Below are 26,193 nucleotides of genomic sequence, written 5' to 3' on the forward strand. Positions count from 1 at the left end.
CGCCGTAGTGTTGAACGGGTTTCGTTAATGTCAGGGGCAGATCACGTAGTTGCTGAAGCCACCCTGGCGATTTTCGATACCGGTAATCGCGTCGTTCACCTTTTCCAGGCTGAAGGCCGTGTTTTCGAAGAATGAAAGATCCAGCGTTCCAGACTCCACCATGTCCGCCATGGCTTGTCCTTGACCTGTGGTGAACCAGGCCGAGCCGCTGATCTGGATGTCGTTGTCCATGATCCAGTGCAGATCGATGGGAACCTCACCTGCGATAGCACCGATATTGACCAGATGACCGCCGCGGTGAATGGATTTGAGGGCTTGGGTCAGGGTCTCGTGAGGGGCGCCTGGGCCCAGGGCATCGATCACCACATCGACACCTTCACCGTGTGTCACTTCATTGACCCACTCATTGGTTGGCAGCGTGCCCAGGGTATGGATCTCAATCCGGCCTGGCGCGGCGAGGTCTTTCACGCGTTGGAAGAGCTCCGCGTTGCGAGCTGTGCCGAGGATCTTGCGAACGCCCATCGCCAGGGCCAGTGCGACAGCACCCAGGCCGAGTGTGCCACTGATGCCGTTGATCAGCAGGACGGTGCCAGGCCCGACATTGGCCTTGAGCATCGCCTTGTAGGCGGTACCCAGGTAGCCCAGTCGCGCGGCAGTCTCGAAGCTGAGGTTATCGGGCAGTTTCACCAGGCTGTATTGCGGCGCAGGGATGTACTCGCAAAGACCGCCGTAGGGATAGTCTTCGAACATGCGCGGGCTTTTTGGCGTGAAGCCGAAATAGCCATTGAAGGTGTAGGCCGTGCAGGCGATGGTATTGCCCGCACGACAGGCTCGACACGAACCACAGTGGCGGCCCGGATTGACGTAGACCCGGTCACCGACCTTGAAGTCGTAGACCTGTTCGCCTACGGCCTCGATGATCCCTGTGGGGTCGAGGCCAAAAGTCGCCGGCAGTTTCGGCAGGGGATTTTGCGGGAACCACTTGACCCAGTTTGTCAGGATGTTGTGGAGGTTGGGGACGATCCCGCATGCCTTGATCTTGACGAGCACTTCAGTTGGACGAATGCCCGGTACGGGCAACTGCTCGATGACCATGGGTTTGCCGCCTTCATACAGGCGTGCGGCGCGCATCGTTTTTGCAGTCATGATGTTCTCCGATACTCATATTATTTTTGTCGTAGTGCGTAATCGTGGAGCGACACTTCAAAACCTTGGCGTCAACGTAAGCCGTCTTCACCTCTCACGTCGGCGACCGCCAGGCCGCCCAGTCGCGAATGGATCCTGCCGCCGGTAGCCATGGCCAGGCCGAAAGCGATTTCCCCGCGGCGGGGGCCGTCCCATACCGTCATTTCCGCCACACCAAAATGACTGCGGACATAAGCTGCCTGGATATGCCCCAGCGGAATCATCACCCGGCAACCAGGACCACCGATAGTCTTGCCTGCTGGAACGATGGCCTTGGGGTTGCCCAGTGCCTCACGCATGGCCCAGCCACCGGCTTCGTGCCAGACCGCTCCGTGTTCCAGCTCGCCGTCTTCACCGACAATCGCGCCCTTGCCATAAGCCTGCACTTGCGCGGCGCCGCCCAGTGCCTGGATCAATTGCTCCGACAGTTGTGCGCCTAAACCCCTGAGCTCCTGCATGAATGGCAGCAGGTCTTCTTCATACCTGCCGGCGTAGGGATTGGTGACCACCGCGGTGGCGACCGCAATGCGTAACGGCGTTGATGTACGGGGGCCTCCCTCGTGGAATATTTCTTCGATGTCCAGTTTGATCTTACGAACCATCACCAGCGACATGCTTGCCTCCAGAACCAGGAGCCTCATGGGGCTCATTATTTTTTTTCGCGACCTTTTGCATTATGCATTTAATGATGTATGGTGCAAGAAATTAGTTTTTATGCACAAAAAACAGGAGAAGAACATGAAGCTGATTTCGTACCGCAAAGAAGGGAGGGCCCATTTTGGCGTCGTGTCAGGTGATGGGGTGGTCGAGCTGACCCGTCGTTTTGCGCAGGTTCCGGACCTCGCCACCTTTCTGGCCAATCGACTGCTGGTACAGGAGGCACGCAAGATCGTCGAGACCGCCCAGGCCGATTATTCGTTTTCCAGCATTCAACTGGAGGCCGTCATACCGAATCCCGGCAAGGTTATCTGTGTGGGCATCAACTATGTGGCTCACGCTGAAGAGGCCGGCCGGAAGGTCGGGGAGTTTCCGGTGATATTCCAGCGATTTGCCGAAACGCTACTGCCCCACGGCGAACCACTGGTCAGGCCAAAAGTCTCGGAGCAGTTCGACTTCGAAGCTGAACTGGCCGTCGTCATTGGGAAAGGTGGCGCGCACATCGATCCGGCCGATGCCATGGACCATGTGGCGGGCTACACCTGTTTCAACGATGCTAGCGTGCGGGATTGGCAGTTCCATACGCACCAGTACGGCATGGGCAAGACGTTCAGAAAAACTGGCGCACTGGGCCCCTGGATCATTCCAGCGTCGGAAGTTTCCGATTACCGTACGCTGGTGGTACGGGGCATTCTTAACGGTGAGCAACTGCAGGAAGGCAGCCTCTCGGAGCTGGCTTTCGACATTCCACATTTGATCTCCTACGTGTCCAAGGCGCTGCCATGGAACCCGGGCGACATTCTGGCAACCGGCACGCCGAGCGGGATCGGCTTCAAGCGCAAACCGCCGATTTTCTTGAAACCCGGTGATGTGTTCGAGGTGGTCATCACTGAAATCGGGACCCTATCGAACGGCGTCATTGACGAAGCCTGAGCGTTGTCCTCTACACAATCATAAAAACTGGAGGTTCCACATGCCCGCGTTACCCACTATCAATTTCACCCATTCCGGCGTGTTCTGTTCAGACCTGGATCGGATGGTCGACTTTTACTGTCGCGTCCTGGGTTTCATCGTCAGCGACAAAGGCGTGGCCTCGACCGGGCATCGCCTGTTTTTCATGACGCAGAATCCGGAGCTGCACCATCAGGTCGTGCTCTTTGACGGCAAACCTGTTGATCTGCCATTCAACCCGATCAATCAACTGTCGTTCCTGCTCAATTCGTTGGATGACCTGAAGGCCTACTACCAATTCGCCAAAAAAAGCGGCATTGAGGGCATCGCCCAAGTGGATCACGGGAATGCCTGGTCGATCTATTTCAAGGACCCTGAAGGCAATCCCGTCGAGATGTATGTCGATACACCGTTCTATACCGCTCAGCCGTGCAAGGAACCGCTGGACCTCGAGTTACCGACCGAGGTCATTCTGGCCCAGACCGAGGCGATGTGCATACGCCGTCCAGGGTTCCAGACACGTGCGCAATGGATGGACTCCATCCGCGCGAAAATCGAAGAACAGCGGGTCCGGATTGCCTGATCGTTCCGTCCGGTAAAGGCGATGCCTGGTTGACGAGCAGGCGTCGCTATCGGCATCAACCAGCACGCGCAATCGATAACTACAAGAAGCGGAGTAGACGATGGACTACGATGTCATCATTGTTGGAATGGGACCGGTGGGCGCGTTGTGCGCCAATCTGGCCGGTCTGTGGGGGCTCAATGCCCTGGTGGTGGACAAGTGCGAAACGGTCTATGCCAACCCTCGGGCCATGGGCTTTGACCATGAGGTGATGCGCGTCTTCGGCAATATCGGCCTGGCTGACGATATTGCCGAACATGTCATGCCTTATCGCCCCTCGGAATACCGCACGACCGGTTCACAATTGATCAAGCGCATTGACGCTGCCAAGCCGCCGTTTCCACTGGGCTGGGCGCCAAATTATGTGTTTTCCCAGCCGCCGGTGGAGCGCGCCCTTCGCGACAAAATTGCCCGTTTCAAATCGGTAACCGTTGAGCTTGGCTCCGAGGTGCTGTCGGTCGACTCCGTCGAGTCCCAGGCTAATGTGCGCATCCAGGCGAAGGACGGAACCGAACGCACGGTCACGGCGACCCATGTGCTGGCCTGCGATGGCGGCACCAGCCCGATCCGCACCCGCTTGGGGTTGAAGATGGACGACCTGGCGTTCGACGAGCCGTGGCTGGTGGTCGATGTGATCCTCAACGAAGGGGCGGGGGAGGACCTGCCGAAGACGAACGTTCAGTTCTGCGAATTGGCCAGGCCGTGCACCTTTGTCGTCGGCCCCGGGCGTCATCGTCGCTGGGAGTTCATGATCAATCCGGACGAGCAGCCTTCGGAAATCTCAAAGCCTGAAACGATCAAGAAGCTGATTGCCCGCTGGTTGCCAGAGCAGGACTATCAGTTATGGCGGGCTTCGGCGTACCGATTCCATGCATTGATCCTGGAGCAGTGGAAAGCCGAGCGGGTGTTCTTTCTCGGGGACGCGGCCCACATGACGCCGCCATTCCTGGCGCAAGGCATGTGCCAGGGGATTCGCGATGCCTTGAATCTGGTCTGGAAAATCGCCCTGGTGAAAGAAGGGCTGGCGGCTCCGGATTTCCTGGAAACCTATCAGATCGAGCGTATCCCTCATGTGCGCCAGACTACCCTGGCGGCCAAGGAGTTCGGCGGTGTGATCTGCGAGCGCGACAGCGAGAGAGCCGCGAACCGGGATACACGGCTGATCGAACATATGAAGGAGAACCCGGGCGGGACCATCCGGCAATCGCTGATCCCCGGTCTGTCCCAGGGGTTTATCGCGCAAGTGTCGCCGGCCGGTGAGCTGTTTCCCCAGCCAATGGTGATCAACCATGTCGGCAAGCAGGCCTTGCTTGATGAGTTTACCGGCCAGGCGTTTCGTGTGGTCATTGCCCCCGGCTTCGATGCCACTGCGTTGTTGAGATGCCTGCGCAGCAGCCAGTCGCTTAAAGGCTTGCCTATCCACGTCGTGCGGTTGGTCAACCCTGAGCAATCAGGAGCCCGCGCTGCCGATGAGTACCAGGAAGTCGATGGACTGCTGGCGCAATGGCTGGAACAGCGAGGGTGCAATGTGGTGATCGTGCGGCCCGATCACTACGTATATGGCGGGGCGGTGACGGTGGCCTGGGCGATGGAGTTGCTCGAGGGCATGGAGCTTGCGCTGTGGTGCAAGCCGCCGCAGAAACCCACGCCGGCCCAAGGCGGCGTCTGTGATAAGACGATCAGGTTCGCACAGGCTTAAAGCCTGAAAGGCAACACGCCCTTCGCCTGGCACGGTCCACGAACACAGTGCTAGGCGAAGGTTTTTTTGTGATGTGTCATTAAGTCTATTGAAGCGTGGCTTGTCGGCGTTCTATGGCTTCGACAATCCGGCCCAGGGTTTCCTGGATGTGATTGCGCAGCAAGGTGACGGCTTTCTCGGTGTCGCGAGCAAGGGCCGCGTCCATCAACTTCTGGTGCTCGTTGCCCTTGTGCCGCTGGGTGACCCGCTGCTGGGCGGAAAAGCGCCGGTAGCGTTCGGCCCGATCAAACAGCGAGTCGATCATCTTCAACAACAACGGCGAGGGGCACGCCGCGAACAGGGCGAAGTGAAAGGCCTTGTGTCGGGTCGACCATTCATCATCGAGCACCAGCACACCGCTTCCGAGTTTTTTCTCGACCAGGTTCAGGCGGTGAAAAGCCCCCAGCACATCGGCTTCCCAAGCATCGTCGCCATGCGTAATGGCATCGGCCAACGCCTCGCACTCCAGTAAGCAGCGCATGCGTGTGATGTCGCGAAAATCAGTGACGGAAATGGGGGCAACCCTGAAGCCCTTGTTATCGCTGGCTTCGACCACGCCATCCTGGGTCAATCGATTGAGGGCTTCACGAATCGGCGAGCTGCTGAGGCCGTAGGTCTTGGACAACTCTGCGACCTTGAGTTTTTCGCCGGGAGCCAGCTCACAACAGACGATCGCTTTTTTCATCTTCGTCAACGCGACATCGATCAGCGGAATGCTGGGGGAGGGAATCATGGTCGGAGCCGTCCTGAAATTTGCACCAAACCGATTTTATGCGCAAAACAGACTTTAGTGCAAAGGCTGATTTATCCGCTTGACTTTGAATTTGCGCAGGGATAGTTTTTGTGCACAAAATATATTTAAGTGCAGCAATGATGTTTTTACGCATAAGTAGTGCCAGCGGTATTCGCGGCCAAGGCTGCGAGTGGATGACCTTTTACAAAAACAAAAAACAGGAACATCTCCATGAAAACAGCCAACCAGCGGTTCTGCCCGTTGCCGGTCTCCAGCCTTGCGTGCACCGTCAGTGCAACGGTACTGCTGAGCCTTTCAACCCAGGTGCAAGCCTTCCAGATCGATACCGGCAACCCCGACCTTTCGGCGACGTGGGATAACACCATCAAGTACAGCAATGCCTGGCGTGTGAACAAGCTCGATCACAAAGTGGCAGTGGGCCCGGGGACCTCCAACAGCAATTCCAACCTGGACGATGGCGACCGAAATTTCGACCGCGGGCTCATTTCCAATCGCCTGGACATTCTTTCCGAGTTCGACATCAAGTACAAAGACGTCGGTGCGCGCCTCAGCGCAGCGTCCTGGTACGACAATGTCTACAGCCAGGACAATGACAACGATTCGCCGGGCACCGCCAACTCGGTGAGTGTCGACCACGACGAGTTCACCAGCGACACTCGTCGGATCCACGGTCAACGCACTGAAATCCTCGATGCCTTTGTCTACGGCTCGACGGAGATCGGCACAACCTCGTTGTCCGGGCGGCTCGGGCAGTTCACGCAGATCTACGGCGAAAGCTTGTTCTTTGGCGCCAACGGCATTGCCAACGCCCAGTCCACCGTGGACCTGGTGAAGCTTCAGTCAGTCCCCGGTTCTCAGTTCAAAGAAATCCTGATGCCCACCAAGCAGGTGTCCGGCAACTGGCAACTGAACGACACCGTGAGCGTGGGGGCCTACTACCAATTCGAATGGAACAAGACCCGTTTGCCCGCCGCGGGTAGCTACTTCAGCGGCGCGGACTTTGTGGGTGAAGGCGGGGAGCGGGTGTTCTTTCCAACCGGTGAACTGCGCCATGGCAAGGACAAGGATGCAAGGGATTCCGGGCAGTTCGGCGCACAGTTGAAGTTCGCTGTGGATGACTGGGAATTCGGTCTCTACGCCGCGAAATATCACGAAAAGACGCCGGTGTTTTACTTCCGTCCGGCCGCGCTGGTGCCGGGGGCCGATGACTCGTTTATCAATGTCTATCCCGAGGACGTGAAGGTCTTCGGCGCGAGTTTCAGCACGCTGGTGGGCGAAGCCAATATCGCCGGTGAGACCTCCATCAGGCTCGATACGCCCTTGGCAGGCGTCGGCGGCACCATCATCACTGGCATGGACGCCGACAACGATTCCAACCCCGCGTACCCCATCGGTCGGTCGTGGCATGCCCAGGTATCGATGATCAATGTCTATGGAGGATCCGCTCTGTGGGACGGCGCTTCCTTGGTGGGTGAACTGGCGTTCAACCGACGGCTGAGCGTCACCAAAAATGCCGATCAACTGGACCCCAACACCACGCGCGATGCATTCGCCATGCGCTTCACTTTTGAGCCGCAATATTTCCAGGTCTTTCCCGGCATCGACGTCCAAGCGCCGATCACCCTTGGCTACAACCCGTCCGGGCGTTCTTCCGTCACGCCGCAGGCATTTGGACCGGAACATGGCGGCGACCTGACGCTGGGTCTCAAGGCCGATTACAAGAAGCAGTGGTACGCCTCGCTGAGCTACACCAACTTCTTTGGCGAGGCCGGGCCGGTTATCAACTCAGCCAACTCCTTCACCTACCAGCAAAACATGAAAGACCGGGATTTCGTGGCGTTTTCGATCCAGCGAACCTTTTAAGCAAAGAACAGGCGGGCCCTGATAATGATAAAAATTAAACTGCTGTTGCTGTCCACTCTGTCGATCTCCCTGTCTGTCGGTACCGCGCTGGCGGCGGTCAGTCCCGACGAGGCGGCGAAGCTCAAGACGACGCTGACGCCCATGGGGGCCGAAAAAGCCGGCAACGCCGATGGCTCCATCCCGGCCTGGACCGGCGGCTTGACCAAGGATGTCGCCGGGGCCAAGTTCGGCGATGTGCCTGCCGATCCGTTCCCCGGCGAAAAACCGCTGTTGCAGATCACCGCCAAGAACGCTGCGCAGTACGCCGACAAATTGAGTGAAGGAACCAAAGCCCTGTTGGCCAAGTTCCCGGACACCTTTCACCTTGATGTCTACCCGACTCACCGCAGCGCTGCGGCGCCGGACAACGTCTATCAAAACACCTTCGCCAACGCTACTGGCTGCAAGACCACCAGCAATGGTTTGTCGGTAGAGGGCTGTTACGGCGGTATCCCGTTCCCGATCCCGAAAAACGGCAACGAGGTCATCTGGAATTTTCTGCTGCGGGTTGAAGCCGAATCCATACAGATGGGCTACGCCAACGTCATCGGCAACGCTGATGGGACTCGGACGCTGGCCAGCCGGGGCGTGGAGAACTGGCAATACCCGTACTACTACAAGGACGGCGCTGCGGATAAATGGTCCGGGCAGTATGCGCTGCTGCGTTTCCTGACCAGCGAGCCGCCGTTCAAGGCCGGGGAATCACTGGTGACCCATGACAGCATCAACGCCCAGCAGCCGCGGGAGGCCTGGCAGTATCTGGTCGGCCAACGTCGTGTGCGGCGGGCGCCAACCGTGGGTTATGACACCCCGGACTTCGTCGCTTCGGGCGCCAACTATTTTGATGAGGTGCACGGCTTCATCGGTCATCCGGATCGCTACGACTGGAAACTGGTGGGCAAGAAAGAACTGTACATCCCTTATAACAACAACAAGTTCCACGCCGAAAAACGCGACGATGCCTTTACCGCCAACCACCTCAATGCGGACAAGGTGCGCTGGGAACTGCACCGTGTCTGGGAGCTGGAAGCCACGGTGGCGCCGGGCAAACGCCACGCCGTACCCAAGCGCCGATTCTTCATCGACGAAGACAGCTGGACCATCTCGCTGGTGGATGGCTACGACGCCGAGGGCAAACTCTGGCGTGTCTCCCAGGTACTGCCATTCGTGGTGCCGGCCATCCCAGCGGTGGTGGTCAAACCTGTGGTGATCTACAACCTGCAGGCCAAGACCTACAGCGTCGTCCAGGGTCTGAACGGGGAAACCTACAGCGTGATACCGCGCAAACCCGAGAACTTTTTCACCGGCACCGCGGTGGCATCCGGGTCGGTTCGCTGAGCCTCGCAACGGTTGATCAATACGTTTGTTTTCTGGAAGCGGTGCACGGTCATCGCTTCCAGAGAGCGGCATCATCGAGGTTCAGACATGCCTACTTTCTATTCCGGCCCTATAAAGGCCTTCATTGCCAGCCTGTGGATGGTGACGACGTTTTATGGCTCGGTCGCCGTAGCGCAAACGACGGGATTGTCCCAGCAACCGGCGATTCACAGCGCGATGGCAACGCAATCGGTCATGCTCAGTGTGGCCCGGGCGGGGCAGCGGTTGGTGGCCGTGGGCGAGCGGGGTTTCATCATCGTATCGGATGACAACGGGGCGACCTGGCAGCAAGTCGGCTCGCCGGTCAGCGTGACGCTGGTCAAGGTGCGTTTCATCGATGACAACCAGGGCTGGGCAGTCGGGCATGCCGGCACCGTGCTGCACAGCCAGGATGGCGGTTCGACCTGGGCTAAACAGCTCGACGGTGTCCGAGCCGCCGAAATCGAACTGGAGCAGGCCCGGCGTGACACCGATGAGCGGGCCCAGGAGCGTCTGTCCCAGGCTCAGCAACTGGTAGATGAAGGGCCTGACAAACCGCTGCTCGACCTGCTTTTCCTGGACGCGCAAAACGGTTGGGTGGTGGGGGCCTATGGCTTGGCTTTCGTCACCCATGATGGCGGGCTCAGTTGGCAGTCCATTCGTGCCCATGTCGATAATCCAGACGGATTACATCTCTATGGCATCGCGCGGATAGGAGCCGATGTCTTCATCGCTGGCGAGCAAGGGACATTGCTGCGCTCCAGCGACACCGGCCAGACCTTCGAGGCGCTGACGCCGCCTTTCGAGGGAACGATCTTCGGTCTCGCATCGGCCGCCAATCATTCGATCCTGGCGTTCGGACTGCGTGGCAAGGCCTTCGAGTCCCGGGATCGCGGCGAGACTTGGAAGCATCTCGACACCTTGCAGCCGGTGACGTTGACCAGCGGCCTGCGTCTTGATGATGAATCGGTCCTGCTGGCGGACGAGTCGGGTCGGGTGCTGCGTTTTGCCGATGGCGACACGCAAGCCGCTGTCCTTCAGATACCTCAACCTCGTTACTTCACGGGCATGACGCAAGCGGCGAACGGTGACCTGATCATCAGCAGCACGCGGGGCATGCTGTCGTCCGCCATAAAAGTGGCATCGTCGGAGTCGCCACAATGAACAGTTTTACGCACTCTGCCGAACACTCGCCTGCGTTTGCATCACCTGCCTTTGATCCTGCTTCCGGGACCCTGGTCGAGCGATTGTTGTTCAATCATCGCAGCATCGTCTTGGGCATCTGCGTGTTGCTCAGCCTGGTGCTCGGCTATCAGGCGTTGAGTCTGAAGCTCAATGCCGCCTTTGAAAAAATGATCCCGACGGATCACCCCTATGTGCAGAACTATCTGCAAAACCGCAGTCAGTTGGGGGAGGGTGGCAACACATTGCGGATTGCGATCGAGGCCAGACAGGGCAGCATTTTCAGTGCCGAGTACCTGGAAACGGTCAAGAAGATCAACGACGAAGTGTTTTTGCTCCCCGGTGTCGACCGCTCCTACATGAAGTCCTTGTGGACGCCGGCCACGCGCTGGATCGGCGTGACCGAGGAGGGTTTCGATGGCGGTCCTGTCATCCCGGACGATTACGATGGTTCGGCCAGCAGTCTGGAACAGGTGCAGCAGAACATCGAACGGTCGGGCGAGGTGGGGCGGCTCGTGGCCTCCAATTTCAAGTCCAGCATCGTGCTCCTGCCGCTTCAGGAAAGCGCCTCGGATGACGGTACCCCACTGGATTACAACGCACTGTCAAACCGACTCGAACAGATTCGGACCAAGTACGAAAACCAGAACATCCAGATTCACATCACCGGTTTCGCCAAGGTCGTGGGGGACTTGATGGACGGCATGCGGCAGATGCAGCTGTTCTTCGCCGCGACCTTGGTGATCTGCGGGCTCGTGTTGTTCTGGTACACCCGTTGTGTACGTAGCACGGTGCTGGTGCTGCTGTGCTCGATCATCGCGGTGGTCTGGTTGCTGGGTTTGCTGCCGACACTGGGGTTCGACCTGGATCCGTATTCCATCCTGGTTCCGTTCCTGGTGTTTGCCATCGGCTTGAGCCATGGCGCCCAAAAAATGAACGGCATCATGCAAGACATCGGACGCGGTGCCGACAAGCTGGTAGCGGCGCGCTTTACCTTTCGCCGGCTGTTTTTAACCGGGTTGATGGCGCTGGTGGCGGACGCCGTGGGCTTTGCAGTGTTGATGATCATCAAGATCCCGGTGATCCAGGACCTGGCCGTTACCGCGACGGTCGGTGTGCTGACGCTGATTTTTACCAACCTGATCCTGCTGCCGATCCTGTTGTCATACACCGGCGTGAGCAAAGTGGCGGCGCAACGGGAAGCGGCCAACGACCGGTTTTCCAAGCTGGACGCTCATCACGCCCGGCATCCGCTCTGGGCTTTCCTGGATCGCTTCACCGAACGCAAATGGGCCAGCGGCGCGATCTTCATCGGCGTGGTTCTGGGTGCGCTGGGCTTTGCCATCAGCCTTCACGTCAAGATTGGCGACTTGAATCCTGGAGCACCGGAGTTGCGTCCTGAGTCGCGCTACAACACCGACAACCGCTTCATGGTCAGCAACTTCTCCGCCAGCAGCGACAAGTACGTGGTGATGGTCAAGACCCCGCAGTACGTCTGCGCCAATTACCAGACGTTGGTAACGGTGGATGCTCTGGAGGCGCAGTTGCAACAGTTGCCGGGCGTGGTGTCCACCACCTCCCTGGCGGCACTGAGCAAACAGGCCGCGGCCGGGATGAACGAGGGCAGCATGACGTGGTACGAGATACCGCGTAACCAGGGGCTATTGAACGCGATCATCACTCGTGCACCGCGGGAGTTGTTCAACCAGAACTGCGATCTGCTGACCGTGTATGTCTACTTGACGGACCACAAGGCCGATACGCTCACCCGCGTGGTGCAGACGGTCGAACAGTTCGCGGCAAGCCATGACAGCGATCAGATTCAGTTCCTGAACGCGGCGGGTAATGCCGGTATCGAGGCGGCCACCAACATCGTCGTGAAACGTTCGAATGTGCAGATGTTGTTCATGGTGTACGCAGCGGTCATTGCCCTGTGTTTCATCACGTTCAGGTCCTGGCGAGCCGTGGTCTGTACGGTGTTGCCGTTGATGCTCACGTCCGTGCTGTGCGAAGCCTTGATGGTGGGGCTCAACATCGGTGTAAAAGTGGCGACCCTGCCAGTGATCGCCTTGGGGGTGGGAATCGGTGTGGATTACGCGCTCTACATCCTCAGCGTGACGCTTGCCAACCTGCGCAATGGTTCCAGCCTGTCGGATGCCTATTACCTGGCGCTGTTATCCACCGGCAAGGTGGTGGTGATGACCGGGATTACCTTGGGGGTGGCCGTGACCACTTGGGTACTGTCGCCGATCAAGTTCCAGGCCGACATGGGCATTTTGCTGGGCTTCATGTTCGTCTGGAACATGGTGGGGGCGCTGATCCTGGTGCCCGCGCTCGCGCATTTTCTCCTCAAGCCCAAGCCACAGACCGTGAGTGTTTAAATGACCGCAACGATAAACCTCCTGGGCTTGTCCGGCAGTTTGCGCCAAGAGTCGGCCCATACGGCGATCCTGCGCACGGTGGCCGAACGGTTGCCTGAACATGTGCAGTTGACGCTCCATGAATTGAACAATGTCCCGCCGTATAACGAGGATGACGATGGCGCCCATCCACCACAGGCCGTGATTGCCTTGCGCGCTGCTGTGGCGGCGGCCGATGGGTTAGTGATCGGCTCGCCGGAATACAACCATGGTATGTCCGGCGTGTTGAAAAATGCGCTGGACTGGTTGTCCCGTCCTCATGGGAAATCGGTACTGCAGGGCTGCCCGGTATTGAGTTTCACTGCCTCGCCGGCGTTCACGGGTGGGGTGCGCGCGCATCAACAGCTCAATGAAACGCTCTGGGCGATCCAGGCGCTGCAGGTCGTTTATCCGCAGATCGTGATCGGTAACGTGACCGGCAAAATAGATCAGGGGCAGCTACGGGACGAATCAGCCCGGGCTTTTTTATTGGATGGCGTTGGCGTGTTGATCACGCAGATCGCTAACGCGCCTATGAGGGGACGTTCACGTTGTTCTTGATGCCCGCTGGAAACGAGTCCGGAATTAGGTTGATGGTCAGTGCCCAGACCTCCGAGGGGCTGTGGCGGTGGGAGGGCTCAGGGGGGTAATCAAGGAGCTGGAGCCTGTCCACTGGAGATGTCGGCCGCTGCCTTTTTGATTGGCTGAGCAGTGGGTGCCGCGCCCGGCTGCAGGCGCCGCAAGGGGCCGAAGGCCAGCCCTAGGCTGGCCAGCAGCACGTACAACAGGCCAGCCGCGGCAAACAGCAGGCTCAGGCCGCCCACCTTGCCCGTTCCCAACAGCGGCGCCAGTCTGGCCTGCCACTCTCCGGCTTTACTCATCCATGTGATCGCCCATCCGTCGGCCAATGCGCCGGCGCCCAGGGCACCAATGGGCATTGCCAGCAGGCAAACCATTTGCCGGGCCGACAAGACTCGGCCGAGGGCGTCGGCGGGCAGGCTGCGTTGCCAGAAGCTTTGGTCGCTGCTGGTGCTCAGGGAAAAACAGCCGAACGCGACGAAGGCGGCCACATACAGCACCACCGGCGAAGCGCTGGCGCCGATAGTCAGGACGGCGGCGCCGAGCAGCAGGTCGGCCAGCAATACAGTGCGGATCAGCCGCATCGGCGGCCGGGCCACCACCCACAGCGAGCCGCCGAGCATGCCCAGGCCACCGCAGGTCATCAGTGTGCCCAGCACCAGTACCGAGTGGCGTTCCAGCACCAGTGGCGACAACAGCGCCGAGGCCAGGCCGAGCATCAAGTGCTCCAGCCCGAGGTAGGCCAGCAACGCCCACAGCGCCGGACGCCCGCGCAGCACGGCTAGGACCACCGACGATCCGCCCTCGGCGCCGACGCGGACCTGGCCGGTGCCGCGTACGGCGCTGACGAACAGGCCGATCCAGACAAGGACGGTGGCGCATAACAGCACGGCGCCAAGGTCCAGCAACAGCACCCCTGCCACCCCGACGCTGCCCAACAGCAGCGCCGCCAGGGTGGGGGCGATCAGCTGTGGCAAGCCCACCATCAACTGCATCAGGCCATTGGCCCGGCCGATCGCCTGGGGGCTGCGCAGAAGTCGCGGGATGGCCGCCTGACACTCCAGCATGCGCACCACCAAAGTGCTGGAGTTCACCGCGGCGAAAGCGTACACCTGCCAGCGGTCCAGGGCGTTGGATTCGAACAGCCACCAGAGCGCCAGCGCCGCCGCGCCGCTACAGGCTTCCACGCCCAACAGCAGGGCACGCGCTTCACAGCGGTCCACCAGCCAGCCGGCCAGCGGCGCCAGCAGCAGTCCGGGCAAGGCTGACAGGGCGATGACCCAGGCGTAGTCGGTGACGCTGCCGTGTTGCTGCAGCAACCAGATCCCCAGGCTGAATGCCGCCAGGGCCGAGCCCAGGGTGGACGCGACCTGGGCGCCCCAGGCCCACAGCCAGGGGCGTAGCGAAGGTTCAATCGCCATGGTTTGGCAGTGCCTCGATCACGGGCCAATGGTGGCGCAGCAAACCGGCGAGGGCCGGCGCCGCGCGAGACTTAAGAATCGACAAATGATTGCAATCCTCGAGAACGTGCCGCCTGCAGTTAGGCGCGAACGCCTCCCAGCGTCGCGCCGGGTCGTCCGGTTCGGCGCTGTGCTGGCCAGCCTCGACCAGTACCACGGGCCCCGGGTAGGGCGGTGTTGGCTGGTACTGCGTCGCCAGGTTGGCCTGGAACACCCGCAGTGGCCCTTGCAACGCCTCGGCTCGGGCCTGCGCCGGCATCAGCCCGACCGCTTGCATGCTCGCCAGCAGTTGAGCGCATTGCTCGTCGACTTCGAGGCTGGCGAGGCGGTCGATGTCCAGGCCCAGGTCGCGCCCGGCATCCATCTCCAGCAAGCCGACGTAACGGGCCAGGGCGTGGCGCGCGTCGCTGGCCAGACGCGGGCCGGGCGCGCGGCTGTCGAGCAGCAACACCGGCGCCACCAACGCGCCCTCGGCTAGCAGCTGACGGGCCACTTCGAACGCCAGCCAGCCGCCGAACGAATGGCCGAGCAGGTAATACGGGCCATCCGGCTGCTGTCTGCGGATCTCCTTCACATAGGCGCTAGCGGCCGCCTGCACCGTCCCGTGGGGCTCGCAGCGCCCATCGGAGCCGCGGGCTTGCAGGCCGATCACGTTCAAGCGCCCATCCAACTGCTGGATCAGCGGCACGAAACTGGCGACGTTGGCCCCGGCACCGGGGATCATGAACAGGCAAGGCGCCTGCGCCGCGCCGGTCTGCAAGACAAAGCCGATACGGCCGCCGCGCGGTTCGTCGACATCCCGTCCGGCCTGGCTCAAGGCCTGCTCCAGCGCTTGGGCCAGGTGTCGCAGCGGCTCGGGGTCACGCATGATCGACCAGTGATCACCCTCGATGCGTTGCTCCACCAGATCGTTGCCCAGCAGAGCCTGCCAATCGGCCCCAAGCCCGTTCGGGCTGGACAATCCCGGCACAGGCGAAGTCGCGCTGAACAAGTGCACCGGCAGGCCCAGGGGCGCCGGCCTGTAGCGGACCATGGCGTTGCGCAGGGTCAGGTTGAGGCGGGCGCGACGGTCCAGTGCCTGGCGGTCAAAGCCGCCGGGCAGCCAGCCATGTTCCTGGGCCGTGGTGATCAGCGCATCAAGGTCGAGGCCTGCGTGCCAGGCGTCCCCCGGCTCCTGGCCGGCCCCATTGCGCCAGTGCTGCGTCAGATAAGCGAGCAGTTGCTGGCGCAGTGCGTCATCGTCCAAGTCCAGGGTCACCGCCGCGGCGCGCAGTGCGCCCGGCTGGCTGCTGTCGATCAGGCCAACGAACGCCACCGGACAATCCTCGCCTCGCAGTTGGCGTGCCATTTCATAGGCCAGCAGGCCGCCCGCCGACCAGCCGGCGAGCCGGTATGGGCCCTGGGGTTGGACCTTGCGCAGCAGCGCGATGTAACGGCTGGCGAGGGTCTCGTTGCAGATGCCTTGCTCCAGTTCGGCGGCGGCTTGCACCGCGTATATCCCCAGCGCCGGGTCCAGGTAGCGGGCCAGGCGAGCGTAGGGCAGCGCCTCGCCGGTGCCTTCGTGGATGAAGAACAGCGGGGCCCGTTGGTCCGTGCCGGCGCGGATGCACAGTAGCGCCTGCTGGTCGACGGCCTGGGCATCCAGAGGCCGCACTTCACGAGCCAGTGCCGCCAGGTCCGCGGCGTTGAACAAGTCGCCCACGGACACGCCCAGGCCTTGTTCGCGCAGGGCGTCGAGCATTTGCACCAGCAGCAGCGAATGCCCGCCGAGGGCAAAGAAATTGTCCTCGCGACCCACCTGCTCGACCCTCAGCAATTGTGCCCAGAGTTGTGCCAGCAGGTTTTCCGTGGCGCCTTGGGGCACAGCGTAGGGACGCTGTTGCAGGGCTTGCCGGTCAGGCGCGGGCAAGGCGCCGCGGTCGACCTTGCCATTGGCGGTCAACGGCCATCGTTCCAGTTGCACATAGGCGCCGGGCACCATGTGCGCTGGCAACTGTTCGGCCAATGCCAGCCGCAGCGACGCAGGCTCCAACTGGCGGCCCGGTTCGGCGAGCAGATAGGCGACCAGCCGCGGATCACCGGGTTCGTCCTGGCGTGCCAGGACCCGTGCCGAACGCACGTCGTCCAGCGCCGTGAGGCGTGCTTCGATCTCCCCCAACTCGATGCGGAAGCCGCGCACCTTGACCTGCTGGTCGTTGCGTCCCAGGTAGTACAGGGTGCCGTCGCTGCTCCAACGCGCCAAATCGCCGGTTCTGTAGAGATGTTCGCCCTCGCCACCGGCAAAACGCGCCGGCAGGAATCGCTCGGCGTCCAGCGCTGGACGGTTGAGATAGCCGCGGGCCAGGCCCGGCCCGGCGACGTGGAGTTCGCCCACCACGCCGCGGGGCACCAGTTCGCCCCGCTCATCGAGCAGATAGACCCGCAGGTCGGGGATCGGCCGGCCGATGGGGGCCAGCCCGGCGTGGCAGTGGGCGGCATCGATGGGCTGGTAGGTCACATGCACCGTAGTCTCGGTGATGCCGTACATGTTCACCAATTGCGTGCCCTGGCTGTCCGGGCGCTCGAACCAAGGCCGTAGCGCCGCGCCATCGAGGGCCTCGCCGCCGAAGATGATGCAGCGCAGGCGATGGGGTTCGGCGCGGGTCTGCTTCATCCAGGCGTAGAAGGCGCTGGGCGTCTGGTTGAGTACGGTGACGCCGGTTTCCACCAGCAGCCGGTAGAAGTCTTCGGGGCTGCGCGAGGTCAGGTAAGGCACCACCACCAGCCGGCCGCCATGCAGCAGCGCGCCCCAGAGCTCCCAGACCGAGAAGTCGAAGGCGTAGGAGTGGAACAGCGTCCAGACGTCTCTCTCATCGAAGCCGAACCAGGCATCGGTGGCGCTGAACAGCCGCACCACCGAGCGGTGCTCGATCATCACGCCCTTAGGCATGCCGGTCGAGCCGGAGGTATAGATGATGTAGGCCAGGTCGCGGTCGCTGGCGTGCGGATCGGCTGCCGGATCGCTGCTGGGCAGGTCGCGCCAGCCGCCGCGATCCGGGTCCAGGGAAAGGACTTCGCAGCCGGCCGGTACGTGCAGTTCAACCGGCAGATCAGCCAGGGTCAACAGCACCCGCGGCTGGCTGTCGTCCAGCATGAAGTTCAGGCGCTGGGCCGGGTAGACCGGATCCAGCGGCACATAAGCGCCGCCGGCCTTGAGGGTCGCGAGAATGGCCATGGGCATGTCGAGGCTGCGCTCGACATGGATTGCCACGCGGCTGTCCGCGCCGACCCCCAGCCCACGCAAGCGATGGGCCAGGCGATTGGCGCGCTCGTTGAGCGCTCGATAACTGAGCCATTGTTCACCGTACTCCACCGCAACGGCGTCCGGACGGCGGACTGCCTGGGCCTCGAAGCGCTGGTGCAGACGCTCGCCATTGGTCGTGGGGAACGCCACGGCGGGGTTGAAGCCATGGAGCAGTTGCTCGCGTTCGGTTTGGCTGAGCAGGTCGATGTCGGCGACCGATTGACGGTCGTCCGCGACCATCGCCCGTAGCACCGAGAGCAGCGCCTGCCAGTGGCGGGCTACGGTGTCGGCGTCAAACAGCGCGGTGGCGTAGTTGAGGCCGCCTTCGATCACGCCGTCCACCTCGTGCACATCCAGCGCCAGATCGAACTTGGCCGTGGTCACCGGCGCACCGACGCTTTCCAGATGCAAGCCGTTGCCCAGGTCCAGTTCGCCCGCCGGGGCGTTCTGCCAGGCCAGCATCAGTTGGAACACGGCGTTGTAGGCTTGGGAACGTGGCGGATTGAGTGCCTCGATGACCTGTTCGAACGGCAGGTCCTGGTGTTCCTGGGCGGTCAGCGCCAGGTTCCTGACCCGGGCCAGCAGGGTGTCCACCGTCGGGGCGTCGTCCACTTCGATGCACAGCGCCTGGAAGTTCACGAAGAAGCCGATCAGCGGCTCCAACTCGACCCGGTTGCGGTTGGCCACCGGCGAGCCGATGACCACCCGGTCCTGGCCGGAGAACCGGCTGATCACCACCGCCCAGGCCGTCAGCACGGTCATGTAGAGCGTGGTGCCGTGGCGCTGGCCGAGGGCCTTGAGGCCGTGGGTCAGCTCAGCGTCGATGCGCACCGGCAGGCTGGCGCCGGCGTAGTCCAGGCGCGCCGGCCGCGGCCGGTCGGTGGGCAGGACGACGCAGGTCGGTGCGTCCTGCAGGTGGCGGGTCCAGTAGGCGCGCTGGCGTTGCAGTTCGTCGCCTTGCAACCATTGGCGCTGCCAGAGGCTGTAATCACCGTATTGGCGGTCCAGGGCCGGCAGTGGATCGACCCGCCCCTGGCTGAACGCTTGATACAGGCGGGAGAACTCGTCGGTGAGGATGCCCATGGACCAGCCGTCCGAGACCAGGTGGTGCAGCGTGACGAGGACGACGTGGTCGTCGTGGTCCAGCCGCAGCAAGCTTGCGCGGATCGGCCATTGGCGCGTGAGGTCGAACGGCCGAGCGGCTTCCTCGGCGCAGATCGATTGCCAGTCCGTCGCGCCGGAGGCGCTCAGGTCCAGGGTCGTCAGGGCCAGCGCTCGGGGCAAATCGATCACTTGGCGCGCCTGTCCCGCCACACTGACGAAGCGGGTACGCAGGCTTTCATGCCGCGCGACGATGCGGTCCAGCGACCTGCGCAGCGCGCCGATATCCAAGTGCCCGCGCAAACGCAGGCCCGCGGGCATGTTGAAGGCTGCGGTGGAATCCGGATTGAGCTGCTGGATCAGCCAGAGGTTCTGCTGAGCGAACGACAGCGGCAGCGGCTGACTACGGTCACTGGCCAGCAGCGGCCCCAGGCGGCTGCGCCCGGCGTTGCCCAGGGCGGCGGCGAGCGCGTGCAGGCGCGGCTGGGCGAAGACCGCCGAGAGCGGCATTTCCAGGTCCAGTCGATGGCGCACCTTGGCCAGCAAGCGCAACGCCAGCAACGAGTGCCCACCCAGGGCGAAAAAGTCATCGTCACGACCCACTGCCTCGACCCCGAGCAATTCGCTCCAGATCGCTGCCAGGGTGATTTCCAACTCGCCCTGGGGCGCGCTGTATTGACTCTGGGCGAACGCATCGGCGGGAGGCGCCGGCAAGCGCTGACGGTCGACCTTGCCGTTGGCAGTGATCGGCAGTGCCGGCACTTGGACGAAGGCACTGGGCAGCATGTACTCGGGCAGGCGCTCGCTCAGTTGGCTGCGCAGCGTCAGCGGCGAGAGAGTCTCGCTGGCGCTGTAATAGGCCACCAACCGCGCCTGACCGTTGTCGCCCGGCAGAACAATCACCACCGATTCGCGCAGGCCGGGCAACTGATCGAGGCGACTTTCCACTTCGGCCAGTTCGACCCGGTAACCGCGGATCTTGACCTGGGAATCGTTGCGCCCCAGGTACTGCAGGGTGCCCTCGGCGGTCCAGCTTGCGAGGTCGCCGGTCTTGTACAGGCGCGCGCCGGGGGTGGTGTCGAAAGGGTGCTCGATGAAGCGCTCGGCGCTCAGCTGCGCCCGGTTCAGGTAACCCTGGGCCAGGGCCACGCCGGCGACATGCAGTTCGCCGGCCGCGCCCTGGGGTACCCATTGGCCGCTGCCGTCCAACAGGCACACCTGGGTATTGGCGATCGGCCGGCCGATCACCGGCAGGTCCGGCCAGAGCGCAGGATCACCGGACAGGGTGTGGGTGCAAACCACGTGGGTTTCGGTGGGGCCATAGTGGTTGTGCAGACGGGCCTGGGGATGAGCTTTGAACAGCGCGCGCAGGGCGCCGTTGATGCGCAGCGCTTCGCCGGCGACGATCACGTCCCGCAGCATCGGCAACGCCAGTGGCGCCTCGGCCCAACCGTCGGCCAGGGTCGCCAGGGCGATGTAGGGCAGGAACAGCCGCTCGATCCGCGCCTGCGCCAGCCATTGGGGCAGGCCGGCGAGGTCCAGGCGCTGGTGCTCGTCCAGCAGCACCAGGGTGCCCCCGGTGCCCAAGGTGGAGAAGATTTCCTGGAACGCCACGTCGAAGCCCAGCGCGGCGAATTGCAGGGTCCGCGCCGGACCGGGCAGCGCCTGGGCGGCCTGCCAGGCCAACAGGTTGCTCAAGGCCAGGTGGCCCATGGCAACGCCCTTGGGCGTTCCGGTGGAGCCGGAGGTGTACATGACGTAGGCTAGGTCATCTGGCCGCGGCGGCGCCAGTTCCGGCAGGACGGACGCCGGACCCACGGTGGCCGCCAGGCGAACCGACAGCGCCGGGCAGCGCTCGCCGAGCCTCAGGGCTTCGACGCGCTGGGCATCCCAGAGCAGCAGGCAGGGTTGGCAATCGTCGACGATAGCCTGCCGGCGGGCGATGGGCTGGCTGGGATCCAGGGGCACATAGGCCGCGCCGGTCTTGAGCGTGGCCAACAGGGCCAAAATCATTTCCAGGCTGCGGGGCAGGTGGATGGCGATCCGTTGGCCCGGGCCTGCGCCCAGTTCCAACAACTGCGCGGCGAGGTGGTTGGCCTGGCGATCGAGTTCGCCGTAGCTCAAACCGCGTCCATGCAGCTCCACGGCAAGGGCCTCGGGCTGCTGCCGTGCTTGCCGTTCGAACGGCCGATGCACCCAGCCTGCTTCGGGGAACGGCGTCGGGACCGGATTGAGCTGGTGCCACAGGCGCTCGCGTTCCCGGTCGTCCACCAGCGACAGCCGCGCCACCGGCTGGCGGTCGTCCAGGCAGAGTTGGCGCAGCACATTGGCCAGGTAGTCCCAATGCCGTTGCACACTGGCGGGATCGAACAATGCGGTGGCGTAGTTCAGTCCTCCGATGATGCGTCCATCGGCTTCGTACAGCTCCAGGGACAGGTCGAACGGTGCGGTGATCTGCTCACCGGCGACACTGGTCAGGCTCAGGCCATCGAGGTCCAAGGCTCCGCGCGGCGCGTTCTGCCAGGCGAACATGAGTTGGAACACTGGACTGTGGGCCAAGGTGCGCGGCGGATTGAGCGCTTCCACCACGTGCTCGAACGGCACGTCCTGGTGCGCCTGGGCCCCCAAGGCGTGCTCGCGGACCTGGGCCAGCAATTGGCCGACATCCGGTTCCCCGCCCAGGTCGACGCACAGCGCCTGGGTGTTGACGAAAAAGCCGATCAGAGGCTCGACTTCAGCGCGGGTGCGGTTGGCCACGGGTGTCCCGATCACCACCTGCTCCTGGCCGGCCAGGCGCCCGACCACCACGGCCCAGGCAGCCAGCAGGGTCATGTACAGCGAAGTGCCGTGGCGCCGGCCCAGTTCCTTGAGCGCGGCGCTGGTGGATTGATCGAGGGCGACCGCCAGGCGCGCGCCACTGAAGTCCTGGCGCGGCGGCCGCGGCCGGTCGCTGGGCAGGTCGATGCGTGCTGGTGCGTCGCGCAGGTGCGCGAGCCAGTAGGCCAACTGTTCGGCACCGCGCTCGTCGGCCAGCCACTGGCGTTGCCAGGCGGCATAGTCGGCGTACTGGATCGCCAGGGCCGGCAGCGGGTCCGGCGTGCCCCGGCGAAAGGCCTTATAGAGGGCCGACAGTTCGTCTACCAGCACGCCGATGGACCAGCCGTCGGCGATGATGTGGTGCAGTGTCAGGTGCAGCACATGGCGCTGGTCCTGCTGTCGCACCAGCAGAGCCCGCAGCAAGGGCCCTTCGCTCAGGTTGAACGGTTGCGCCGCTTCGGTGGCCAGGGCCGCCCGCAGGCCGGCGTCGTCGTTGGCTTCCAGGGTCAGGCGCGAGGATCCCCAGCGTGGTTCTGGCTCGATGACCTGCCGGACTTCGCCGTCCTGTTCAACGAACCGGGTGCGCAGCACCCCATGGCGCTCGACGATCCGGGTCAGGGCCTGGTCCAGGGCGGCTTCGTCGAGTTCGCCATCCAGGGCCAGGGCGCCGCTGATGTGGTAGGCGGCGCTCGCCTGGGCGTCCAGGCGGCTGATGAACCACAGCCGCTGTTGGGCGAACGACAGCGGCCGTTCGGCAGTGTCCGGCAGTACCGGGATCGCCGTCAGGGCAGAGCGCGCCGCGCCCGCCATCAACGGGGCCAGGGCTGCAACGGTCGGGTTCGCGTACAGGGTCGCCAGGGGCAATTCCAGGCCCAGGCGCTGGCGCACCCGCGAGACCCATTGCACCGCCAGCAGTGAATGGCCGCCCAATTCGAAGAAATTGTCGTGCCGGCCGACCCGGGCGACCCCCAGCAGGTCACGCCAGATGGCGGCCATGAGGGTTTCCTGCTCACCCCGCGGAGCTTCGTAGGCCTGACTGCTCCAGGCCTCCTCGCCGGGCAGTGGCAGGGCGCCGCGGTCGAGTTTGCCGTTGGGTGTCAGCGGCAGGGTGTCCAGCGGCATGATGACCGCCGGTACCATATAGCCCGGCAGCCGGTTCGCCAGGGCGTCGCGCAGGGCCGCCGGCGCCAACGGCCCGTGGCCAGGACTGGCCACGGCGTAAGCCACCAGCGCCGGCTCGCGGCCATTGCGCGGGACTGCCAGGACTGTCGCCGCGGCCACTTGCGGCAGGGCCAACAGGGCGCTTTCGATCTCCCCCAGTTCGATGCGGAAGCCACGGATTTTGACCTGGAAGTCATTGCGCCCCAGGTAGTGGAGCTGGCCGTGGACGTCCCAGAAACCCAAGTCGCCGGTGCGGTACAGCCGCGCCCCGGGCTGGTCGCTGAAGGGGTCGGCGAGGAAGCGTTCACGGGTCAGGTCGGCTCGCCGGTGGTAGCCGCGTCCAACGCCTGCACCGCCGATGTACAGCTCCCCCGGAACGCCTACGGGTAACCGCTGCATGGCGTCATCGAGGACATGCACCTGGGTGTTGTCGATGGGCCGGCCGATGTGCGGGACGAAGCCCACTTCGCGGTCCATCGCAGCCCAGGTCGAGTAGACCGTGGTCTCGGTCGGGCCATAGAGGTTGTTGACCTGATGCACGCGGCTCTGCTCGAACAGGCGCTGCACCAGGATCCGGGGCAGCGCCTCGCCAGCCAGGTTGACGCTTTCCAACGAGTCCCCCAGGGCTTCTGCGCGCAACAGCGCATCGAGGGCCGAGGGCACCGTATTGAGCAGGCTCAGCTCCGGACGCTGGTCGAGCAGGGCGAGGGCATCGTCCACCAGCTCCAGGCTGCCACCGCAGGACAGCGGCGCGAAGCATTCGAATACCGACAGATCGAAGTTGATCGAGGTGCTGAACAGGCTCTGGCTCAGCACTTGCGGGGTGAAACTGCCCAGGGCCCAGTCGAGGAAATTGCGCGCGTTGCGGTGTTCGATCATCACCCCCTTGGGTTGTCCGGTGGAGCCGGAGGTGTAGATCATGTAGGCCAGATGCTGGCTTTCCAGCCCCAGGGCCAGCGGCGTGTCGCTGGTCGCGGTTTTGCTGTCGCGCAGCACTTCATCGACGTTCACGCGGTGGCAATCGTCGGCCAGCGTCAGTTCCAGCGGCGCGTCGGCCAGGGTCAGCACCGCCAGCGGGGCGCTGTCGTCGAGCATGTAGGCCAGGCGCTGCGCCGGATAGGCCGGGTCCAGCGGCACGTAGGCACCGCCGGCCTTGAGGACGGCGAGCAGGGCGACGATCAGTTCCGGACTGCGGCGCAGATGGATGCCGACCCGCGCGTCAGGTCCGACGCCCAGCGCTTGCAGGCGCCGCGCCAGGTGATTGGCCTGGCGGTCGAGCTCTGCGTAGCTGAGCCGGCGGCCCTTGCAATGCACTGCCAGGGCCTGCGGGGTCTGCCGGGCCTGGGCCTCGAAGCGCTCGTGGAGCAGGGCACGCTGGGGCTGGGGACGCGCCGTGGCGTTGAACCGGCCCAGCTGCGCGAGTTCCGCTGGCGGCAGCACATCCAGGGTCCGGGCCAGACGATGCGGGCTACTGCCCAGGGCTAGCACCAGGCTGGCGAGGGCTTGCTCCAGAAACTCCAAGGCCCGTTGCGCACCCACCGAGCCGGCAATCTGCGCGGTGATGCCAAAGCCCTGGCCGAGGTCGTCCACCGAGAAGGTGAAGGGGTAGTTCGTGCGCTCGGCGGTGCCCAGCACCTGCATGCCGGTGACGCTCTGGTGAGGCGTGTCCTCCAGGCTGTAGCGAAAATTCAGCAACGCGCAAAACAGCGGCGTCCCCGCCGGCACGCCACTGCAGCGCTGGGCCAGCGTCAGCGGCGCGTGCTCATGCTCAAGCAGGTCCAGCAGTGCCTGATGGGTGCGCTGCAGGCTGTCGATTACCGAGGTCTGCGCGAAGCCGATGCGCAGCGGCAGGGTGTTGATGAACACTCCCAAGGCCTGGTCCGCCCCCTCGATCCCCTGCAGACGACCCAGCAACACGGTGCCGAACACCACGTCGGCGCGGCCCGTGGCCTTGCCCAATACCAACGCCATGGCCAGGTGGAACAGGCTGGCGACGCTCACTTGGTGGTGGCGTGCCGTTTGCCGCAGGGCCAGCGCCAGCGTCGGGTCGAGGACGCCCCGGGCTTCGTCCAGGGTACCGGTATTTTGCACGTCCAGCAGGCCGAAGGGCGCGGTGGGTTCGCTGACGTCCGCCAGCATGGCTTCGAAAAACCGTTGTTGGCGGGCGCTGTCCTGGCCGTGCCGGGCGTGGGCAACAAAGGCCCGGAACGGCACCGGCTCGCGCAGTTGCGCGGCGCGACCCTGCTGGATCAGCACGATTTCCTCGACCATCCGCTCCAAGGTGGTGTGGTCCAGCACCAGGTGATGGTGCAGCACTTGCAGCAGCCAGCGTTGCCCGGCGGCGTCGAAGGCTTTGACGACCCGTAGCAGGGGCGCCTGGCGGATATCCAGGCGGCGCTGCCGTGGATTGGTGTGCGCCTGCAGTTGGGCGAGGGCGTCGGCCTCGGTGATAGGCAGCATCTCGATGGGCAGTGGCGCGTCACGCCAGACTACCTGCACTGGCTGTTCCAGACCTTCCCAGGCCAGGGCGGTACGCAGGATGTCGTGGCGGGCGATGACCTGTTGCAGCGCCTGGCAAAAACCGTCCAAGCCGGCTTCGTCGTCGAAGGCCAGGGTGGTATGCAACAGGTAGGTGTCGCCTTCCTCCTGCAGCAAGTAGTGGAAGAACAAGCCTTCTTGCAAAGGCGCCAGGGGGTAGATGTCCTGCACGTTGGCGGCGCCACCTTCGACCTGGGCAACAATGGCGTCGATCTGCGCCTGGGTCAGCTCCACCAGGGGCAGCAGCTCAGGGACGATACGGCTGCAGCCGGCAGGTATCGTCGCCTGCAGCGATGCCAGCTCAAGACTCGGGACCGTCGAGCGCTGTGCCAGGCAGTCGGCGAGCGCGGCGACACTGGGGGCGCTGAACAGCGTGCGTACATCCAGCGGCCAGCCCTGTACCCGCAGCTGTTCTACCAGTTGCACCGCCAGTAACGAATGCCCGCCGAGGGCGAAGAAGTTGTCCTGCCGACCGACCCGCGGCACCCCGAGGACCTCGGCCCACAGT

Annotated in this window: 13 protein-coding genes; 8 read left to right on the forward strand and 5 right to left on the reverse strand. The window is 63.3% G+C overall.

Annotation, left to right across the window (positions count from 1 at the left end; translation table 11 throughout):
* Window positions 1-30 precede the first annotated feature (30 nt).
* Both J4E53_RS02995 and J4E53_RS03000 read right to left on the reverse strand, forming a co-directional pair.
* Window positions 31-1,146 carry an alcohol dehydrogenase catalytic domain-containing protein gene (locus tag J4E53_RS02995; protein ID WP_060742956.1) on the reverse strand — a complete coding sequence of 372 codons (1,116 nt, stop codon included), beginning with the start codon at window positions 1,144-1,146 and terminating at the stop codon, window positions 31-33.
* Window positions 1,147-1,217: 71 nt separating this feature from the next.
* Window positions 1,218-1,799 (reverse strand): amino acid synthesis family protein, encoded by a 582-nt coding sequence (locus tag J4E53_RS03000; RefSeq protein WP_060742955.1) that lies wholly within the window; start codon window positions 1,797-1,799, stop codon window positions 1,218-1,220.
* A 25-nt stretch (window positions 1,800-1,824) separates the two neighbouring features.
* Between J4E53_RS03000 and J4E53_RS03005 the strand changes: the two genes are divergently transcribed.
* From J4E53_RS03005 to J4E53_RS03015, 3 genes are all read left to right on the forward strand, one after another.
* Complete coding sequence (locus tag J4E53_RS03005; RefSeq protein ID WP_256587123.1) at window positions 1,825-2,775, forward strand: fumarylacetoacetate hydrolase family protein; 951 nt, start codon at window positions 1,825-1,827, stop codon at window positions 2,773-2,775.
* A gap of 40 nt (window positions 2,776-2,815) precedes the next feature.
* Window positions 2,816-3,376, forward strand: a complete 561-nt coding sequence (locus J4E53_RS03010) for a VOC family protein (RefSeq protein WP_060742953.1) — start codon at window positions 2,816-2,818, stop codon at window positions 3,374-3,376.
* A gap of 100 nt (window positions 3,377-3,476) precedes the next feature.
* The gene (locus J4E53_RS03015) at window positions 3,477-5,114 is read left to right on the forward strand and encodes a bifunctional 3-(3-hydroxy-phenyl)propionate/3-hydroxycinnamic acid hydroxylase (RefSeq protein ID WP_103307828.1); all 1,638 of its coding nucleotides are present in this window, start codon (window positions 3,477-3,479) and stop codon (window positions 5,112-5,114) included.
* Between the two features lie 85 nt (window positions 5,115-5,199).
* Here the strand turns inward: J4E53_RS03015 and J4E53_RS03020 are convergent, their stop codons facing one another.
* Window positions 5,200-5,886, reverse strand: a complete 687-nt coding sequence (locus tag J4E53_RS03020) for a GntR family transcriptional regulator (RefSeq protein ID WP_060742951.1) — start codon at window positions 5,884-5,886, stop codon at window positions 5,200-5,202.
* A gap of 231 nt (window positions 5,887-6,117) precedes the next feature.
* Here J4E53_RS03020 and J4E53_RS03025 point away from each other — a divergent pair, with 231 nt between their 5' ends.
* The 5 genes from J4E53_RS03025 to J4E53_RS03045 all read left to right on the forward strand — a co-directional run bounded on the left by J4E53_RS03025 (window position 6,118) and on the right by J4E53_RS03045 (window position 13,307).
* On the forward strand, window positions 6,118-7,770 hold the full coding sequence (locus J4E53_RS03025; protein WP_103307827.1) for a DUF1302 domain-containing protein: 1,653 nt from the start codon (window positions 6,118-6,120) through the stop codon (window positions 7,768-7,770).
* 24 nt (window positions 7,771-7,794) lie between these two features.
* Window positions 7,795-9,147, forward strand: a complete 1,353-nt coding sequence (locus J4E53_RS03030; protein ID WP_103307826.1) for a DUF1329 domain-containing protein — start codon at window positions 7,795-7,797, stop codon at window positions 9,145-9,147.
* A gap of 87 nt (window positions 9,148-9,234) precedes the next feature.
* Window positions 9,235-10,329 (forward strand): YCF48-related protein, encoded by a 1,095-nt coding sequence (locus J4E53_RS03035; protein ID WP_060742948.1) that lies wholly within the window; start codon window positions 9,235-9,237, stop codon window positions 10,327-10,329.
* The gene (locus tag J4E53_RS03040) at window positions 10,326-12,728 is read left to right on the forward strand and encodes an RND family transporter (RefSeq protein WP_060742947.1); all 2,403 of its coding nucleotides are present in this window, start codon (window positions 10,326-10,328) and stop codon (window positions 12,726-12,728) included. Before J4E53_RS03035 ends, J4E53_RS03040 begins: the two co-directional genes overlap by 4 nt.
* Window positions 12,729-13,307: an NADPH-dependent FMN reductase gene (locus tag J4E53_RS03045; RefSeq protein ID WP_103307825.1), complete on the forward strand. Its 579-nt coding sequence runs from the start codon at window positions 12,729-12,731 to the stop codon at window positions 13,305-13,307.
* An 89-nt stretch (window positions 13,308-13,396) separates the two neighbouring features.
* Here J4E53_RS03045 and J4E53_RS03050 read toward each other — a convergent pair whose 3' ends face one another.
* Together J4E53_RS03050 and J4E53_RS03055 are read right to left on the reverse strand one after the other, a co-directional pair.
* Window positions 13,397-14,746 (reverse strand): MFS transporter, encoded by a 1,350-nt coding sequence (locus J4E53_RS03050; RefSeq protein WP_103307824.1) that lies wholly within the window; start codon window positions 14,744-14,746, stop codon window positions 13,397-13,399.
* Window positions 14,736-26,192, reverse strand: a complete 11,457-nt coding sequence (locus J4E53_RS03055; RefSeq protein WP_259333210.1) for a non-ribosomal peptide synthetase — start codon at window positions 26,190-26,192, stop codon at window positions 14,736-14,738. Before J4E53_RS03055 ends, J4E53_RS03050 begins: the two co-directional genes overlap by 11 nt.
* Window position 26,193: the final 1 nt, after the last annotated feature.

Source organism: Pseudomonas sp. FW305-28 (assembly GCF_017351395.1).
GTDB lineage: Bacteria > Pseudomonadota > Gammaproteobacteria > Pseudomonadales > Pseudomonadaceae > Aquipseudomonas > Aquipseudomonas fluorescens_AA.

Excerpts from the sequence above, each read along its gene's own strand:
- J4E53_RS03000 (WP_060742955.1), bottom strand. The coding sequence starts at position 1,799 with ATGTCGCTGGTGATGGTTCGTAAGATCAAACTGGACATCGAAGAAATA.
- J4E53_RS03020 (WP_060742951.1), bottom strand. The coding sequence starts at position 5,886 with ATGATTCCCTCCCCCAGCATTCCGCTGATCGATGTCGCGTTGACGAAG.
- J4E53_RS03025 (WP_103307827.1), top strand. The coding sequence starts at position 6,118 with ATGAAAACAGCCAACCAGCGGTTCTGCCCGTTGCCGGTCTCCAGCCTT.
- J4E53_RS03040 (WP_060742947.1), top strand. The coding sequence starts at position 10,326 with ATGAACAGTTTTACGCACTCTGCCGAACACTCGCCTGCGTTTGCATCA.
- J4E53_RS02995 (WP_060742956.1), bottom strand. The coding sequence starts at position 1,146 with ATGACTGCAAAAACGATGCGCGCCGCACGCCTGTATGAAGGCGGCAAA.
- J4E53_RS03015 (WP_103307828.1), top strand. The coding sequence starts at position 3,477 with ATGGACTACGATGTCATCATTGTTGGAATGGGACCGGTGGGCGCGTTG.
- J4E53_RS03050 (WP_103307824.1), bottom strand. The coding sequence starts at position 14,746 with ATGGCGATTGAACCTTCGCTACGCCCCTGGCTGTGGGCCTGGGGCGCC.
- J4E53_RS03045 (WP_103307825.1), top strand. The coding sequence starts at position 12,729 with ATGACCGCAACGATAAACCTCCTGGGCTTGTCCGGCAGTTTGCGCCAA.
- J4E53_RS03035 (WP_060742948.1), top strand. The coding sequence starts at position 9,235 with ATGCCTACTTTCTATTCCGGCCCTATAAAGGCCTTCATTGCCAGCCTG.
- J4E53_RS03005 (WP_256587123.1), top strand. The coding sequence starts at position 1,825 with ATGGGGCTCATTATTTTTTTTCGCGACCTTTTGCATTATGCATTTAAT.
- J4E53_RS03030 (WP_103307826.1), top strand. The coding sequence starts at position 7,795 with ATGATAAAAATTAAACTGCTGTTGCTGTCCACTCTGTCGATCTCCCTG.
- J4E53_RS03010 (WP_060742953.1), top strand. The coding sequence starts at position 2,816 with ATGCCCGCGTTACCCACTATCAATTTCACCCATTCCGGCGTGTTCTGT.